Here is a 13771-nt window from a genome sequence, read left to right on the forward strand (position 1 = left end):
TTAGGCAATGGTTTCTTTAAACAAACGAAGTGTTCGCTCCCAAGCCAATTTTGCTACTTCGGCATTGTAGCGAGTGGGTGCTGTATCGTTATTAAAAGCATGATTAGCCCCCTCGTAAATATATATTTCGTGTTTTTTCCCTTCGGCTTTTAGTGCAGCTTCGAAAGCAGGAATACCGGCATTTACTCGCTCGTCGAGTCCACCGTAGTGCAGCATCAACGATGCCTTGATTTTCGGCACGTCGGCAGCTTCGGCCTGACGACCATAGTAGGCAACAGCCGCATTAAGCTGCGGAGAATTTACTGCCATCTGATTGGCCATTGCTCCACCCCAACAAAAACCAACACAAGCAGTTTTGCCATTTGATTCTTTGAGTGAGCGTAGGAAATCAAAGCCTTTCACAAAATTGTTGATATTCTTCTGAGCATCAAGTTTGGCGAATAAGCCACGAGCTTCGTCTTCATTAGCTGGGGTACCTCCAAACGGCGAAAGAGCATCAACACCCAAAGCCAAATAACCAGCTTTGGCTACACGACGAGTTACGTCTTTGATGTGTGGGTTGAGTCCACGGTTTTCGTGAATCACTAAAACTGCTCCGATTTTACCAGTAATTTTCTTTGGTTTAGCCAGATACGCTTTCATTGTTGTACCATCGCCTTCGTAAGTTATATCCTCGGTTGTGATATCTTCGTCATCTTCGGCTATTGTCATGGCGTTGGCATAGTTTACTTCCAAAAGAGGTAAAATAGCTATTGCCGCGGCAGTTCCACCCGCAAGTTTGGCCAAACGGGCCATAAAATCGCTACGCGTGAGAGGTTTGTGCGTGTACTCGTCGAATAGGTTGATAATTTCTTGATTCATAGTTTTAATAGAGTTGAATTTTTGAAAAGTGAGTAATCAGACAAAAGATATATTGCTTAAAAAATTATATTAATATTTTACTGAATACGTTGGAAACTTCATTAAAGTTGAATCTAAATTATACTTTTATAAGAGAAAAAGAAAGGGCTTGCCGAAAATCACAAGCCTTCTAATTTTTCAACCTAATCAAAATAAAAATTTTAAATATCTTTTAGGGTTTTGAGAATGTCTTAGGGAACATTTCCCTAAGACCATTGCTATTTATATTACCCCTATTATTAATTATTGTTATTATCACCACCCGACTTCACATCATCATTCTTCACCTTCGATTGTTTAGTCTGAGTAAATTTCATTTTACCGATTTTATAACTAAACGTCAATTTTACGTTTTGGTTATAAAGTTTGTTGAACATTACTTGATTAAACTGTGGTGTTGTGAGGGTACTTCTCATGCTCATTCCGAAGAAGTTTTCAGCGGCAAGTCCTAAACTACCTTTCTTGTTAGCAAATTCTTTTCTTGCACCAATCGAATACATTCCCATTCCTCCTTGATTTCCTTGTAATTGTACACGGTTTCCTCTGAATCCACCGAAGGCTTGAATCGCCCAACCATTTTTAAGTGAAACAGAAGATTGCATACGACCACTCACTACAAAACCCGAATTACTGATTTTTGATGAGAGTCCATCTAACCCTGTTTGCTGACCTTCCAAGTAATTATAGTAAATATCAACACCACCATTCAAAGTCCATTTTGGAGTAAGGAAGAAATTTCCGAAAATGTTGGTTCCAAAAGTTTGTTCTTTACCGATGTTTTCAAAAGTTGTGATAATGGCCCCCACAACCGAATCAGATGGCATCGAAATACGTGTGATTGAGTTGTTTGTCTGACGACCAAAAACCGATAGATTGAGATAAGTTTTCTTGATATTAGTACTTAAACTCAACTCAACGTTATTCGAGACTTCGGGTCTCAGTGTTGGGTTTCCAACCGAAATACTTTGTGGATTTGCAATATTAAGGTTCGGATTTAACTGTTGCAAACCTGGGCGTTGAATACGGTTGTTGTAGGCAAGTTTTAAGGTTGATGCTTTTCCTACACTTTTCGAGATATTTACGCTTGGCACTAAATTTCCGTAAGCGGGAATCACGATATCACTTTTTTGGTCGTTTGCTTCGATAGTAGTGTATTCATAACGAGTACCTACTTTGAATGTATATTTATTCTTTGTTGAGTAAGTGTAAGAAACATATCCTGCTGCAATGCTTTGGCTGTAATTGAGCAAACCTGCTGGATTACGAGCATCCGACGAAAACGAACCCGTTGGATTGGCTACTAAATACTCAAAATCGCTATCTACTTGACGAATCACAGTTTTTAAACCTACCTCAAACTGCTGATTTTGTTTGATTGGTGTCTGGAAATCGGTTTGTAACGTAATCTCGTTATTGAAGTTATTATTTAAGTTTTGCTGACGACTTACGAGTTGTTGAGAATCGCTCAAGAAATCAGTAAAGAAATTATTAGTTAATTTATTTTGGCTAAATTGCCCCGAAACCGACAACTCTTGCGATGGCTTGAAAGTTCGGATATAATCGAGGTTAATATCTACCGAATTTGATAAATCACGGGCATCAACGCTTCTGTAAGTAGATGGTAAGGCCACATTGTTTTTAAACTGATTGATGGTAAAATCTTGGTCACGACTAAAATTACGAGTTCCGAAAGCTACCGAAGCCGTAAGCGACTGATTTTTGGCTAAATCATAATCGAAGCCTAAGTTATATCTTCCGAAAAGACCATTATCAAAAGCATTTACATTCTGATTGGTGAGTGTCGAAACACCATTTTGTACGGTAGTTTGGTCTAATGTCACCAACGATTTATTGTAGAACAAGCGTCCGAAACCACCCAACGTTACACCTAATTTACCTTGGCGATAGTTACCGTTTAGGCTTAAATTAGAACCTCGAATACCCACACCCGAATCAATATTCAAAGTTAATCCTTGCAGAGTAGATTTTTTCAAAATGATATTAATGATACCACCCGAGCCTTCGGCATCGTATTTGGCTGATGGTGAAGTAATTACCTCAACGGTTTTAATCAAATCAGCAGGAATCATCTTCAAAGCGTCAGCAATGCTGCTCGCTACGATTGTAGAAGGCTTATTGTTAATCAAAACTCTGAGGTTTGAGGTGCCACGTAATGAAACATTACCATCTAAATCAACCGATAACATCGGTACTTTACGCAAAATATCAGCAGCATCTCCACCTTTCGATGTCAAATCTTTTTCGGCATTATAAACCAATCTATCAACTTTCTCTTCAATCATTGATTTCTCGGCCGTTACGGTCACTTCCTCCAATTGTTTTACACTCTGTGCAAGTTTAATTACACCCAAGTCAATATCTTTTCCTTTCTCAACTTTTATTTCAATGGTTTTATCTTTGAAACCAATAAATGTAATCACTAAGTTATACTCGCCAGCAGCTACACGGTTCATTGAAAATTTACCTTTCTCGTCGGCAATTGTTCCGTCGATTACTTTCTTGGTATCTTTTGTATAGATAGCTACGTTAGCAAACTCGACTGCTGTAGAAACGCTTTCATCTACCACAAAACCAAAAACTTTTGAATTTCCTTTTGGAGCATTGCCTTCTAAATTAAAAGCAGGGGCTTGTTGTGTATTTTGTGGACGACCATTGCCATCTCCTCTTTGTCCACCACCCATTCCGCCCATTCCACCAGGACCAAACTGAGCAGTTGCCAGCGTGGTAGCAGCTATAATTATTGTGAATATTGATGATAACTTTTTCATTGCTGTAATATTTAATATTTTGAATTTCGGTGCTAAATTGTTTTTGGTTTTTAGTGCCTTTGTTGAATTATGCAACAAATCAACAACATAATTTTGAATCAATTTTCAGAAATAGATAAGTACGGCGTTCAACTCGACAACTCGGCCGATAACTCGACAATGCCGAAGTGTAGAATAATTGAGCCGAAACATCGACTAAGAAAGTAGAATTGTAGAAAATGTAGTCGAAAACACGCCAAATTGCCCTCTGATTATTGCATTTAATATACTTTTTAAACAAACTTTGATATTATTTATGAAGCCGAACATACATTTGGCAATCGTTTAATTAGAAACTAATGCAGCATATCATCAAGAAAATCGGGGGTTCAACGACCAACAGAATATTATTACTACACCTATCCTTTTGGGCGTTATATTTTTCATTCTTTTTCTACCAAATCACCTTTAGTCGCCACGGAGAAGAACCGAATTATGAACGAGCATTCTTTGATGCCTCTACTCAAATAATTTTTATGGCTTTAATCAGCTATATCAATTACTTTTTTTGTTTACCACGGTTTTTGTCTCATAAAAATTTTGGCCAATACCTAATCGAGTTTCTGATTCCCTTCGCCTTAATTATTACTTGTCATATTTTTTTAAAGAGATTTATCTACCTCGAAATTAAAGAAGCAAAGGGTTTTCTGTACTCTACTAAATTTGTAGTTCAGCATTCGATTGGAGCAATTTTTATTGCCATTTTTATCGGAATGCTACGTTTTGCAAAAGATTGGTTTGAATTAGAAGCCAAGAAAAGTGAGATAGAAAACGAAAAACTAACGGCCGAATTACGCTTCTTGAAAGCTCAGGTTAATCCGCACTTTTTGTTCAATACCCTCAATAATCTTTATTATTTGGCCATGATTAATTCGCCAAATACGACCGAGGTTATTGAGAAACTCTCGCAAATGATGCGTTATATGCTTTATGATTCAAATCACCCGAAGGTTTCGATGACCAAGGAAATTGAGTATATGAAAAATTATATTAGCCTCGAAAAACTTCGATTGGATAATCAAGTGCCGATTACATTTGATATTTCGGGAAACCCCGATGAAGTGCAGATTGTACCGCTGATTTTTATTACGTTTCTCGAAAACGCCTTCAAACACGGTGTAAGCAATAGCATGAACAATGCTTATGTAAATATTTCGATTGATATAAATGGCCAACAATGCACATATTGTGTAGAAAATAGTAAATTGCCGCCAAACCTCGAAACAACTAACGAAAAATCGGGAATTGGCTTACAGAACGTCAATCGACGTCTGGAACTTAGTTACCCGAATAACTATGAGTTAGTAGTAAACGAAGACGACAAAGATTATATCGTGGTTTTGAAACTAAACTTGGCTTAATTCTCGTGTCCGGCAATAAATCTGGATACAATTTATCATCAAACATTCAACAGATGCTAACCTGTATAATCATCGAAGACGAACCTCTGGCTCGAAACCTCATGGAGGCATACGTAAAGAAAGTGCCACACCTAAACTTACTAAAATCGTTTTCGAGTTCGTTGGCAGCTTTGGATTTTCTGCGTGAAAATCCGGTAGATATTTTATTTTCGGATATTCAGATGCCTGAAATTACGGGAATTACTTTGCTAAAAATCCTGCAAAAAAAACCTTTGGTGATTCTAACAACTGCCTACTCCGAATATGCACTTGAAGGGTATGAATTGGAAGTTTTTGATTATTTATTGAAGCCTATTAGCTTAGAACGCTTCTTGAAAGCCGTAGAAAAAGCCACGATTCGCCTGACTGCGAGCCAGCCCGTTGTACAAGAAAAAATCGTGCAGGAAATAACGGTTAGCTCTGACAATAATCAAGGATTTATCTTTGTAAAGGACGGCACGAAACTCGTCAAGATTCGCCTCAACGAAATCCAGTATATCGAAGGTCTAAAAGACTATGTTTGTATTCATACAAAAGATAAAGACTCTACGCTCAAAAAGATAGTAACGCTGCAAACCATGAAAAGTTTAGAAAGCCAATTATCGGCGGGTGGCGTTCCACAAAATCAGTTCATTAGGATTCACAATTCTTACATTATTGCCTTCGATGCCATTGATGCCATCGACAAAGAAAAAGTACAAATCGGCAAAAGCTTTATTCCAATAAGTGATACTTACCGTAAGACTTTTAAAGAATTAATTGAGCGAAAACAAGTGAGCTAATCATTGGTCGAGCCAAGCCTTAAATTCTTTTGCTTTGTCTTTACTAATAAATATTTCTTGCTCAAAATTTGGCTTCAAAAATAACTGTAAACGATTATTAGATAGCTGTTTAACTTTCTGAATAGCATCAATTTTAATAAAAAACTTTCGGTTTATTCTATAAAAAACATGAGGATTCAGCAGCGTTTCGAGTTGCTCCAAACGATAATCTATGATATATTGTTTGGCATCAACTGCAACCAAATACACAATTTTATCTTCGGCAAAGAAATAGGCAATCTCATCAATGTTTTTAAATAAGATATTATTACCTGTTTTTACTAAAAAACGATTTTTGAAATTTGATTTGGCGGTTTGCTGTGGCTGGATTGAGCTAAGCCAATTTATATTTTCGTTGATTGAATCAACTTTTTGTATCTTAATCTCCGCACTGAAATCTCTCAGAAGCTCCGATATTCTATCGCTTGTGGATACCTTCTCTTCAAATAGTAAACCCCTCATTTGTCTCTCAGATTTAGACTAATTATTACTTATTTTATTCAAGAAAAAAGCAGTTTATCAATTTCGTAATAATAAATAAATAGGTAGTTTCTATGTTGTATAACAGATTTCGGGATAAATTGTTTTTACAGAAGCTCTGATTTTATAAAAAGCAAAAGAAGGTCGAAATATTTCAATTGAATATTCCGACCTTCTTTTTTATTTATTTATTTCTTATGGTAATAAAACTTTATCGATTACGTGAATAATTCCGTTAGTACCGAGAATATTCACCGCTGTAATGTTAGAGTTACCACTTGTTTTTCCTTTTACTTTCGCTCCACCTGCTAAATCAAAAGTAAGTTTTGCAGTAGTATTAGCAGTACCAACTTCGCCACTTACATTTGGTAAATCAGACGAAAATACTCTTCCTGGTACTACGTGATACAACAATACACTTGTCAATAAGCCTCTGTTGGCTGGTGCAAGCAAAGTTGCTTTCGGTGTAGTTTTGTAAAGTTCGGTAAAAGCTGCATTTGTTGGAGCAAAAACCGTCAAACCATTTGCCGAAGCGGTTGATAAAGCAGTAAGCACGGCAGGGTCAGCAGCCAAAACTAATGAAACTAATTCAGAGAAATTTGCATTTCCTTGAGCAATTTCTACTAAGTTTTTGGTTGGTGGTACAATCACATTATCAATGATGTGAATAACTCCGTTTGATGCTGATACGTCGGCAGTTGTTACTTGGCTATTGCCATTGATAAAAACCCCAGTAGAATTTTTTGACAAGTAAATCGACGAACCAAGTGAAGTTGCAACCCCAGATTTCACATCAGCTGCCAATACTCTTCCACTAACAACGTGAGATTTTAGGATATTTACCAATTCGGCATTGGTTAATTTACTGGCATCAATTTTTGCAAACGCATCGTTGGTTGGAGCAAAAACCGTAAATGGCCCTGTACCTTTAAGCGTCGAAACAAGTCCGTTATCAGTCAAAAGTTTGGTCAAAGTTGAAAAACGACTATCGGCTAAGGCCACATCTACTACATCTTTTGCTGCGGGTGTTTCGTCGCTGTCATCGCACGACATAACGCCAAAAGATAATGCACTCACAAAAAAAGTTACTCCTAATAATGCTTTGATTTTTTTCATAACGATTGATATTTGTAAAGTTGTTGACTAAAAAGTTTTACAGATACATAACGTCCGAATCGTCTACTATCGCTACCGAAATAGAGTGAATGAATGTATTAATGGAGTCAGTAGCTAATAAAACGGAGTGAAGCAGCATAAAAATTAATACCTAAGAATTTGATGTATAAGAAAATTATGTATATTTGCTCATCGAAATAAATAATGAGCAATGAATCAACATATAAAAGGTAGCCTTAGTACGATAATTCTAAAACTACTACACGACAATGGCCGAATGTATGGTTATGAAATTACACAAAAAGTAAAAGAAATAACCCATGAAGACATACAAATAACTGAGGGAGCATTGTATCCGATTTTACATAAACTTGAGGCTGAGGAAGTACTAACAGCAGAAACTGAAAAGGTAGAAGGCCGAGTAAGAAAATACTATAAAATAACTCCAAAAGGAAATGTTATTGCAGTTGATAGAATTGCCGAACTGCGTGCTTTTGCCGAAAACCTTAATCTAATCTTAAATCCTAAACTTGCATTTCAATGAAACTAACCGCAGCTCAAATCGAAGAATTATATGCTTTTACACGCAAAAAGTATGTAGAATATTATGACGTACAGACAGAATTGGTTGACCACTTGGCTACATCAATTGAAGAGAAAATGAGTACCAGTAGTGTCAATTTTGAAACTGCTTTGCAACAAGTTTATACTCAATTTGGAATATTTGGTTTCAGCGACTTGGTAGGACAAAAAGAAATGGAAGTAGCACTTAAAGGTAGAAATTTATTCAGAAAAAGTTTTGTAGAGTATTTTAAACTACCAAAAATTCTGCTCTTGCTAATGATTTTCTTGGTAAGCTACAAAGCATTTCAAATAACAAGTTTTGCATCGGTTATATACTCTTTCTATGCACTTATTGTTATTTTTAATATAATACTCATCAGCAAAATAATTTTAATCAAACGAAGCATTAAGTTACCACTTCTACAATTCAAGAATATTTACATTTTAAGCTCGTCTGTTGGGTCATACTTACTAATGTTACAAATCTTTTTCAATTTATCTTTTTCAGATTTGGCAAATTGGTACCCAATTGTACTACCGATTATTTTTTCTTTAATTACAATTAGCTATTTAGCTGAAATTGATGTTTTAGATAAGCTATCTAATCAACAAAGAAGACTCTATCCCGAAGCTTTCAAATAATCATAAAGCCACATCAATTAGCGTTGATGTGGCTTTATATCTTAAAATTTCATTTCCGTGAAAGCGAATCAGGCCTTTGCCATTGCTGAATTGCAGCGTAAAAAGCCTCGTCGGTGGCTTGCATGGTTTCTACCAAATGTTTCACTTTATCTGTCTGAATAAAATCAGGGTTCTTTCTGATAGCCTCAATGTTTTCGTTTTCTGTCTGAACATTCCAAACGGCTACTCTAAAACCTCTATCGTGAGCGGCGGCAAGTTGTGCGGCCGAAATATCGTCGTTTGCAATCGTAATTCCGTACAGACTCAGTTCGGTTGCAGTAGCCAAACCTTCTTCAAAAGTTTGCGGATAAATAAAAAGTTTAAATTTTTCGTTTTTTGAAGCCAAAAGACTCAAAAAGTTTTTATCATTCGATTCTATCAGAAGTTTTCGCTGAATACCATATTTCTGAGCAATATTTACGATGGCATTTGCAAACCTTCCTAAATAAGCATCATCGTTTTTGTTTGCATTGTAAAGTTTACAATCAAAAGTAAATTTATGAGAAGTTAAATCTTCGATATTCGAGAAGAGTTGGTCGAGCGAGATAATCGCATAAGATTTATAGGGCATTTCGTCATAATAACCTTCCTGAAGTTCGGCAAATGTATATTGGCTGACCGAACCTGTCAGATTAGTTTTTTCGCTCAAATCCGAGTCATGAAACGCCACCAAAACGCTATCTTTGGTCAACTGTATATCTATCTCGCTCCCATCAGTACCGATATTCAAGCAATTTATAATTGACTCATACGTATTGATTGGATAGGCCGACGAAATTCCCATTCCACCATGCCCCAAAACCGTAATATAGTTGCGATTGAGATTGACAACATCAAAAATTTCTGATTCTTGCTCACAACTGAAAAGCAAACTTATTAGCGAAAACAAAAGAAGTTTTTTCATAAAATTTCGTTAAAAACCATAACCTATTGACAACCCAAACCATGAGTTATATAACTTGTCAGATGAAATAATAGGTGAATAGTTTAAGCGAAAAATGATACCTCGCTCCGATTTCTGATAACGATAACCAGCAGTAAAATGAGAATCAAGAGTTGTTTGTCGTTCAACGGCAAACGTCATGTTATTAGTTTGGGTCACATTCGATAAGGTCTGCCCAAATCCGAGTTCAAGATGATGCGTTTTTCCAAAAATGGCGTTGACCGATACAGGAATGATAACATCTGGATTAAATTTATTGTTAAAATCTTTGAGATGAAACGTGCTAATACCCAGACGAACACCAACTTTTAGATTAGGTGTGAGTTGATTTCTTTGTTTGAAAATTATTCGCTCATAGTTTAATGAACCGTAGCCACCAGCCCCGAAGGCTTCGAGATAAACCAAATTCCGAATAGACTTTTGTGAATCTAACTGTGAAAATGTTTTAAAATGAACTCCAATTAATAATACTATGAGCAAACAACCTCTATTTAAATTCATACACACACTACTCTTTACATTATTGTTATTTAAACTTAGCACTAAGCGTAATTATATGAGCAACCATGCCATTGCTTCGGTTATAATGCCCATAACGTAACTCGGCGGTATTCCAGTGTTTGATACCTAAAACACCATCTGGCGGAGCAATTCTGACCCCTGCCCCCCAAAACGCACTTCTAAAATCTGAAATATCAAAGTCAGAGGTATAGTAAGTTTCAGTAAGTTTATGACTATTGATTGGTGCAAAATAATCAACAGCAGTTTGGCTATTAAAGCGATAGTGCGGTGTAACCGACACAAACGAAGTTATCTTTACTGGCACCTCAACGCTTATGGTATGGGCTTTCATGCCCCAGTTATCCTGATAATAACGATAAAACGAGCGAATAATAAATCTATCACCCAAGAAATAGCTGGCACGCAAACCAACTGGCAATTTTGCACGAGTTCCAGGCAATTTTTCAACCTTCAATGTGCCGTCTGTAAAATAAACTCGGTGGTAAGGTGTACTCAAAAGCCCTTCTTGATAAGACGGCTCAACGACTGCCATCACTTGTAAACGCTTATCTATAATCTGCGAAACACCAATTGATAAATTGTATGAATTTCGTCGTTTATAGTCGATATTTTGGTCGCCTTCCGCACCCGAGCCATAGCCATCTGGACGTACTTCATAAGGTAAAATAACCGACCAAGTATCAAAAAATGCCCCGAGTTTTACGCTCAATTCGGTATTATTATCTTTCGATGATTTTGAAAAACTTAGGTTTCCACCGTAAGATTGATAATCCCATTCGGTCGAATACGAAAAACTCGCACCCACCGAATTATGTTTTTTATCATCTTTTCTACTCCAAGATAGTGTTGGGTAAAAGTGAACATCTGACATCGAAGCTGATGATACGGAGCGGGGGTCAATCTTATCCGAAGAAGCCGACGAATAATAATCAATGGCTGCTTCGCCAATAATTGAGTGCTTGCGACCTTTTTTATCAGTAAACGATAATTTCAAATCTATTGAATTAGCAAAATCGATTAGTTTTTCGGTTCCGACTCCACCCGTTACAGCTGAGTGATTACCATCTTGGTTATAATATGCCGAAACAAAGTTTACTTCCTCGAGTTTCAATGTCCGGAAACCACTTTCGGCTTCGGGCTTTGAGCTCAATTTATACTCTTTGCTCGATGTGGGCATAGAGTTTTTGTTGGTTGTTTCGGTCTTTTTATTTTTAAATATAAATTTGGTTTCATCATACTGACCATAGGCTCCGCTTAAAATGCCCACGTACAAACCAATCGCTAATGTTACTTTTTTCATAGAGGAAAAGTTTTTTTTATAGCCGAGAAGGATTCAATTGAATTCGACTATTTTAATTTTTAGCTCATTATAAGTAGTGAAAAACCACTTACAACTATTATATTATCAAGCATTTGAACGAAGTAAAACTTCGTTTCACGGTGTTAGTTACAACCGCAACCACCACCACTTTTCCCACCATTGGCACCAGAAGCACCCTCTCGGTAGAGATAAAAGCTTGTTTCAAACTTCTCGGCTTTTCGTGCAGCAAGTTCCATTTCGGAATCATTGATGCGATTTTTCTGGTACTCTTTCACCGCTACACACGAAGTCATTGAATACAATAAATAAGCAATGCAAATCCCTTTCTTTATCGGGGAAAGGGATTTAGGGAAAGGGGCTGTTTTGATTGATTTCATTTTTATGAAACATTAATGTTGTTTGATGTATATATATTATTGTCGTCGTCGATGATGATGCAAGCAATCTGCTGCATTTGGTTGATAAGGCCCAGACCTGCGTCAACTCCTAAAACAGTGATGGGTGTAGCCATTGCATCGGCTAATTCGGCATTGGGACAAATAATCGTTACACTTTTAATTCCCGACACTGGAAAACCAGTCTTTGGGTCAATCGTATGTGAATACTTTTTTCCATCAATGACTACATACTTTTCGTAATTTCCCGAAGTTGCCACCGCTACTCCACTAATATTAAGGTAAGAAAAAGCTTTATTTTGAGTATCGGGGTCGGCAATGGCAATTGTCCAAGGTTTTCCGTTGGGCTGGTTCCCCCAAGTGCTTAGGTCGCCTGCGGCGTTTACTATTCCACTCTTTACTCCGTTTTTTATCAATAATTGTTTGGCTCGTTCGGCAGCGTATCCTTTCCCGATTCCACCAAAACCAATTCTCATACCTTTTTCTTTCAAGAAAACTGTCTGGTTTTGGGCATCTAAAATAACATTCTGATAATTGATTAATCTCACCGACTCTTTGGCTGATTCAGCATCGGGAAGCGAAGTCATTTCTTTATCAAAATTCCAAAAACGTTTGTCGATTGAGCCGTAGGTTATATCAAAAGCCCCATCGGTGAGAGCCGATATGCGGAGCGAACGCTGAATTATATCAAATACCTCTTTATCAACACTTACTGGTCTGATACCTGCATTTTCGTTGATTTGGTTGGTTTGGCTATCACTGCTGAAGGTAGTCAGCAATTTTTCGATTCGACTAACTTCTGCAATGGCTCCATCAATTTGTTGTTCGGCCCATTGAGCATCGTCATCTACTACCGTAATAGTAAAGCGATTACCCATTAAACGAAGTGTTTTATGATGAACCTTACTTGCGAGCATTGATAATCGACTGAATTTCTTGAATAAAAGTTTCGGTTGTGATACCTGCTGGGTAGCCGTCCCACTCTTTCAAAACCTTCCCATCTGCTCCTACCAAAACCGTGAGCGGAAACTTTCCTTCTTGATTATACTTTTCGGCGAGTGCTTCGTTCATAGCCGTTTGCTTTTTATCCAATTGATTTTTCTTTAATCTTGGAAAATCGGCACGAACCAAAGCTAAATTTGAGGTGGCGTAATTTAAAAATTCAGGAGAATCCAAGATATCTCTTTTGAGTTTGATACATGGTCCACACCAATCAGAGCCAGAAAAATTAATCACAATATATTTATGATTCTGAATGGCATCAGATTTTGCCTTTTCGAAATCATTGCCCCATTGCGGAGCACCTTCAAACAAGAAGAATGTGAGGAGAATGCTTAAAAATTTCATTTTTCAGTTTAGTTTAACGGTTTTTCAAAACTATCAATAAACAACCAAGGTCTTGCCATCAGTTGCTACTTTATAGACTGTAAGCCCAGCTCTCCCATTACCATTGAGTCCTGCACCTGTCAACGAAAATCTTGCTCCGTGAGCAGTACAATACCACTCATTATTGTAGTATATCACTTGTTTTTTGGGTTCATGAGAACAAGTCACCGTAGCTGCTATGTATGTGTTGGCTTTAGATAAGGCCACAACGATATTGCTCACCACCATATACCCTCCTACTGTTTTCAGCTTCGCATAAGTTGTAGAAGTAAGATCAATTTTTAGTTTAGTACTTGTAATTTTATTTAGTTCTTCGGTAGTTATAATACCTGACACATTTGAAGTCGTTGTGGTAGTTCCAGTAGTTGTTCCAGTGGTTGTGCCCGTTGTAGTGCCAGTAGTAGTGCCAGTAGT

Annotated in this window: 15 protein-coding genes; 4 read left to right on the top strand and 11 right to left on the bottom strand. The window is 37.1% G+C overall.

All coding sequences use genetic code 11. The annotated features are described in order from the left end of the window. Together ACOVO2_RS04935 and ACOVO2_RS04940 are read right to left on the bottom strand one after the other, a co-directional pair. A complete protein-coding gene (locus ACOVO2_RS04935; RefSeq protein WP_421768893.1) occupies positions 1 to 861 on the bottom strand; it encodes a dienelactone hydrolase family protein in 861 nt (286 codons plus the stop codon). Positions 862 to 1139: 278 nt separating this feature from the next. Next, positions 1140 to 3689: a TonB-dependent receptor domain-containing protein gene (locus ACOVO2_RS04940; protein ID WP_421768894.1), complete on the bottom strand. Its 2550-nt coding sequence runs from the start codon at positions 3687 to 3689 to the stop codon at positions 1140 to 1142. Positions 3690 to 4027: 338 nt separating this feature from the next. Between ACOVO2_RS04940 and ACOVO2_RS04945 the strand changes: the two genes are divergently transcribed. Together ACOVO2_RS04945 and ACOVO2_RS04950 are read left to right on the top strand one after the other, a co-directional pair. Further along, on the top strand, positions 4028 to 5089 hold the full coding sequence (locus tag ACOVO2_RS04945) for a sensor histidine kinase (protein ID WP_421768895.1): 1062 nt from the start codon (positions 4028 to 4030) through the stop codon (positions 5087 to 5089). Positions 5090 to 5142: 53 nt separating this feature from the next. After that, a complete protein-coding gene (locus ACOVO2_RS04950) occupies positions 5143 to 5910 on the top strand; it encodes a LytR/AlgR family response regulator transcription factor (protein WP_421768896.1) in 768 nt (255 codons plus the stop codon). Here ACOVO2_RS04950 and ACOVO2_RS04955 read toward each other — a convergent pair whose 3' ends face one another. Further along, positions 5911 to 6411 (bottom strand): LytR/AlgR family response regulator transcription factor, encoded by a 501-nt coding sequence (locus tag ACOVO2_RS04955; RefSeq protein ID WP_421768897.1) that lies wholly within the window; start codon positions 6409 to 6411, stop codon positions 5911 to 5913. It abuts the gene before it with no gap. Positions 6412 to 6624: 213 nt separating this feature from the next. Further along, complete coding sequence (locus ACOVO2_RS04960; protein ID WP_421768898.1) at positions 6625 to 7545, bottom strand: fasciclin domain-containing protein; 921 nt, start codon at positions 7543 to 7545, stop codon at positions 6625 to 6627. A 211-nt stretch (positions 7546 to 7756) separates the two neighbouring features. Between ACOVO2_RS04960 and ACOVO2_RS04965 the strand changes: the two genes are divergently transcribed. Next, entirely contained in the window at positions 7757 to 8089 is a 333-nt protein-coding gene (locus tag ACOVO2_RS04965; RefSeq protein WP_421768899.1) for a PadR family transcriptional regulator, read from the top strand. Then, the gene (locus tag ACOVO2_RS04970; protein ID WP_421768900.1) at positions 8086 to 8751 is read left to right on the top strand and encodes a hypothetical protein; all 666 of its coding nucleotides are present in this window, start codon (positions 8086 to 8088) and stop codon (positions 8749 to 8751) included. The genes ACOVO2_RS04965 and ACOVO2_RS04970 overlap by 4 nt, the downstream gene beginning before the upstream one ends. A 49-nt stretch (positions 8752 to 8800) precedes the next feature. Here ACOVO2_RS04970 and ACOVO2_RS04975 read toward each other — a convergent pair whose 3' ends face one another. From ACOVO2_RS04975 to ACOVO2_RS05005, 7 genes are all read right to left on the bottom strand, one after another. Further along, complete coding sequence (locus ACOVO2_RS04975) at positions 8801 to 9694, bottom strand: glycerophosphodiester phosphodiesterase (RefSeq protein WP_421768901.1); 894 nt, start codon at positions 9692 to 9694, stop codon at positions 8801 to 8803. A 9-nt stretch (positions 9695 to 9703) separates the two neighbouring features. Continuing rightward, the gene (locus ACOVO2_RS04980; RefSeq protein WP_421768902.1) at positions 9704 to 10234 is read right to left on the bottom strand and encodes a hypothetical protein; all 531 of its coding nucleotides are present in this window, start codon (positions 10232 to 10234) and stop codon (positions 9704 to 9706) included. A 25-nt stretch (positions 10235 to 10259) separates the two neighbouring features. Further along, the gene (locus tag ACOVO2_RS04985) at positions 10260 to 11555 is read right to left on the bottom strand and encodes a DUF3570 domain-containing protein (protein ID WP_421768903.1); all 1296 of its coding nucleotides are present in this window, start codon (positions 11553 to 11555) and stop codon (positions 10260 to 10262) included. Between the two features lie 143 nt (positions 11556 to 11698). Beyond that, entirely contained in the window at positions 11699 to 11869 is a 171-nt protein-coding gene (locus ACOVO2_RS04990) for a DUF4266 domain-containing protein (RefSeq protein ID WP_421768914.1), read from the bottom strand. An 86-nt stretch (positions 11870 to 11955) separates the two neighbouring features. After that, positions 11956 to 12888 carry an FAD:protein FMN transferase gene (locus tag ACOVO2_RS04995; RefSeq protein WP_421768904.1) on the bottom strand — a complete coding sequence of 311 codons (933 nt, stop codon included), beginning with the start codon at positions 12886 to 12888 and terminating at the stop codon, positions 11956 to 11958. Next, on the bottom strand, positions 12875 to 13318 hold the full coding sequence (locus tag ACOVO2_RS05000; protein ID WP_421768905.1) for a thioredoxin family protein: 444 nt from the start codon (positions 13316 to 13318) through the stop codon (positions 12875 to 12877). Before ACOVO2_RS05000 ends, ACOVO2_RS04995 begins: the two co-directional genes overlap by 14 nt. Positions 13319 to 13351: 33 nt before the next feature. Then, on the bottom strand, positions 13352 to 13771 hold a 420-nt coding region (locus tag ACOVO2_RS05005), incomplete at its 5' end, for a (2Fe-2S)-binding protein (protein ID WP_421768906.1).

The sequence above is a fragment of the Emticicia sp. genome, assembly GCF_049241225.1.
Classification (GTDB): Bacteria; Bacteroidota; Bacteroidia; order Cytophagales; family Spirosomataceae; genus Emticicia.